The organism is Nocardioides sp., assembly GCF_035481145.1.
GTDB lineage: Bacteria > Actinomycetota > Actinomycetes > Propionibacteriales > Nocardioidaceae > Nocardioides.
This window is the reverse complement of record NZ_DATIHB010000006.1, coordinates 1-2616: the sequence shown is the minus strand read 5'-3', so window position 1 is coordinate 2616 and position 2616 is coordinate 1. Positions and strand designations below refer to the sequence as shown.

The window sequence follows — 2616 nt, the reverse complement described above, 5'->3', positions numbered from 1 at the left end:
CCCCAAGCTGGAGGGCACCGTGCACTCGGCCGCGGAGGAGATCCGCCAGGCGGGCGGTCAGGCGCTGCCGATCGTCGGCGACGTCCGCGACGAGGAGTCGGTGGCCGGTGCGGTCGCCAAGACCGTCGAGCGCTTCGGTGGCATCGACATCGTGGTCAACAACGCATCGGCCATCAACCTGGCCAAGACGACCGACCTGCCGATGAAGCGGTTCGACCTGATGATGTCGATCGAGCACCGCGGCACCTTCCTGCTGACCTCGAAGGCGCTCCCGCACCTGGTCAAGGGCACCAACCCGCACATCCTGACGCTCTCGCCGCCGCTCAACATGAACCCCAAGTGGCTCGGCGCGCACCCCGGCTACACGCTCGCCAAGTACGGCATGTCCCTCCTCGGCCTCTGCTGGGCCGAGGAGTATCGGGAGGCCGGCGTCGCGTCGAACACCCTGTGGCCCGAGACGCTGATCGCGACCGCTGCGGTGCAGAACCTGCTCGGTGGCGACGAGGCGATCGCCGTCTCCCGCACGCCCGAGATCATGGGCGACGCCGCGGTCGAGGTCCTCGCTCGTCCTTCCCGGGAGTGCTCGGGCAACTCGTTCCTCGACGTCGACGTCCTCGCCGACGCCGGCATCACCGACCTGTCGCCCTACGGCGGCACCGGGAAGCTCGAGCTCGACATCTACGTCGACCCGCGCTGACCCAGGGCGGCTGGCCTGACATGGCGAGCGTGGCGCGGATCGTCTCCGGCGGACAGTCGGGGGTCGACCGCGCCGCGCTCGACGTCGCCCTGCGGCTCGGCATCCCGTACGCCGGATGGTGTCCCGCCGGCGGCTGGGCCGAGGACCTGCCCGTGCCACCCGGCGTACGGAGGAGGTTTCCGCTGCTGCGCGAGGCCGGCTCGGCAGACGGGGACGAGCGCACGCGGCTCAACGTCCACGACAGCGACGCGACCCTGGTGCTGGCTGGTGCCGGCACTGCGTCCGCGGGCACGATGCTGACGATCCAGGCAGCCGAGGAGCTGGGACGTCCGGTGCTCGTGGTGACACCCGAGGACCTCGCCGGCGCGGCCGAGGTGGTGCGCGCCTGGCTGGCCACGCTGGCTCCTCACCTCGTCCTGAACGTCGCAGGCCCCCGCGCGAGCGAGTGGCCCGAGGGGTACGACGTGACGACGGCACTCCTTCTGGCAGTGTGGACGGGGTGACCGAGCTCCCGTGGCCGCTGCCCGACCGGACCGACCTGCGCGACCGCCTGGTCGCGGCGTACTCCACGGGGCGGGGGTACCACGACCTCCAGCACCTGGCCGATGTCCTGTCGCGGATCGCTGAGCTCGGCGGCGCGGACGACCGGGAGCTCCTGTTGGCTGCGTGGTTCCACGACGCGGTGTACGACGGTGCGCGCGACGACGAGGAGCGCTCGGCCGCCCTGGCCCGCGTGGACCTCGAGGGCAGTGACGTCGACATCGACGAGGTGGTGCGGCTCGTGCTGGTCACGGCGCTGCACGATCCCGAACCCGGCGACACGGTAGGGGAGACACTCTCCGACGCCGACCTCGGGATCCTGGCCGCCACGCCGGCGCGCTACGCGGAGTACGCCGCAGGGGTGCGCCGGGACTACGCGCACCTCTCCGACGAGGAGTTCCGGATCGGACGGCTCGGGGTGCTCACGGAGCTGGCCGAGCGGCCCCGCCTCTTCCGCACGGAGCACGCCCACGCGCTGTGGGACGGTCCCGCCCGCGCCAACCTCGCCGCGGAGATCGAGGCGCTGCGGGGCTGACGATCCGGGTCTGCTTGCAGGTCAGCGATCGACCTGGGTCGTGCGCGGCCAGGTCCACGCAGCGTGGGCGATGTACGCCAGGAGGAGCAGCTCGAGTCCGATGGAGAGGGCGTAGAAGGCGACCCAGGACTCGCCGACGGCGTTGAAGGCCGTGACCGGGACGTACAGCGCTGCCACGACCAGGTTGAGCGTGCGGGTCGCCCGGGCGGGGAGGGCCACCGACAGAACCACCATGGCAGTCGGGATCGAGATCAGCGCGAGGAACGCGGTCAGGAGACCTTGGTTGACGTCGAACTCCCAGACGAGTCCAGCCTGGATCCCGTCGACGAATCCGGGCTTGTACAGCGCGAAGTAGTCGACGTAGATGTAGAGGAACATGAAGCTCGCCCAGGCGGCCGCGAGCTTCGCTCGTACCGACACCGGCGGGTCCTGCAGGGTCGTCACCGTGCTCATGATTGCTCCACTCTGATCAGGCTGGATGGTCGCTGGTGTCAGCCTCGTCCTGGCCGCACCACCAGCACCATCGGGGAGAACCCGGAGCCGTCTCGCGCCCCGCCCCGACGCCACCCCGACGCCGCCCCGACGTCCCGGATCGCTTCGAGCGGAGCCATTGATGGAACCCTGCCCCGCGTGCGGCAATAAGCAGGACGTGAACACCTACTACTACGACGACGCCGTCGGTGACACCGGGCTCTGGCGCCAGGCAGCGGCCGGGGACGGGCACGCGTTCGGGCTGATCTTCGACCGGTACGCCGAGGCGGTCCGCAGCTACTGCGCTCGCCGCTGCGGCTCGCTCGACCTCGCCGACGACCTCGTCTCGATCGTCTTCCTCGAGGCCTGGCGC

At 70.8% G+C, this 2616-nt stretch carries 5 protein-coding genes; 4 read left to right on the top strand and 1 reads right to left on the bottom strand.

What is annotated here, in order from left to right:
- The 3 genes from VLF38_RS00595 to VLF38_RS00585 all read left to right on the top strand — a co-directional run.
- A partial coding sequence (locus VLF38_RS00595) for an NAD(P)-dependent oxidoreductase (RefSeq protein ID WP_325269352.1) occupies positions 1–697 on the top strand: 697 nt, incomplete at its 5' end.
- 20 nt (positions 698–717) lie between these two features.
- Positions 718–1200 carry a putative molybdenum carrier protein gene (locus tag VLF38_RS00590; protein ID WP_325269351.1) on the top strand — a complete coding sequence of 161 codons (483 nt, stop codon included), beginning with the start codon at positions 718–720 and terminating at the stop codon, positions 1198–1200.
- Positions 1197–1772, top strand: coding sequence for a hypothetical protein (locus VLF38_RS00585; protein WP_325269350.1), 576 nt, complete (start codon positions 1197–1199; stop codon positions 1770–1772). The genes VLF38_RS00590 and VLF38_RS00585 overlap by 4 nt, the downstream gene beginning before the upstream one ends.
- A gap of 21 nt (positions 1773–1793) precedes the next feature.
- Here the strand turns inward: VLF38_RS00585 and VLF38_RS00580 are convergent, their stop codons facing one another.
- Positions 1794–2225 carry a DUF6326 family protein gene (locus VLF38_RS00580; RefSeq protein WP_325269349.1) on the bottom strand — a complete coding sequence of 144 codons (432 nt, stop codon included), beginning with the start codon at positions 2223–2225 and terminating at the stop codon, positions 1794–1796.
- Between the two features lie 196 nt (positions 2226–2421).
- On the opposite strand from VLF38_RS00580, the gene VLF38_RS00575 reads away from it, so the two are divergent.
- On the top strand, positions 2422–2616 hold a 195-nt coding region (locus tag VLF38_RS00575), incomplete at its 3' end, for an RNA polymerase sigma factor (RefSeq protein ID WP_325269348.1).

Bases quoted from the DNA above. Each gene is read 5' to 3' on its own strand.
- VLF38_RS00580 (WP_325269349.1), bottom strand. From the start codon at position 2,225: ATGAGCACGGTGACGACCCTGCAGGACCCGCCGGTGTCGGTACGAGCG.
- VLF38_RS00590 (WP_325269351.1), top strand. From the start codon at position 718: ATGGCGAGCGTGGCGCGGATCGTCTCCGGCGGACAGTCGGGGGTCGAC.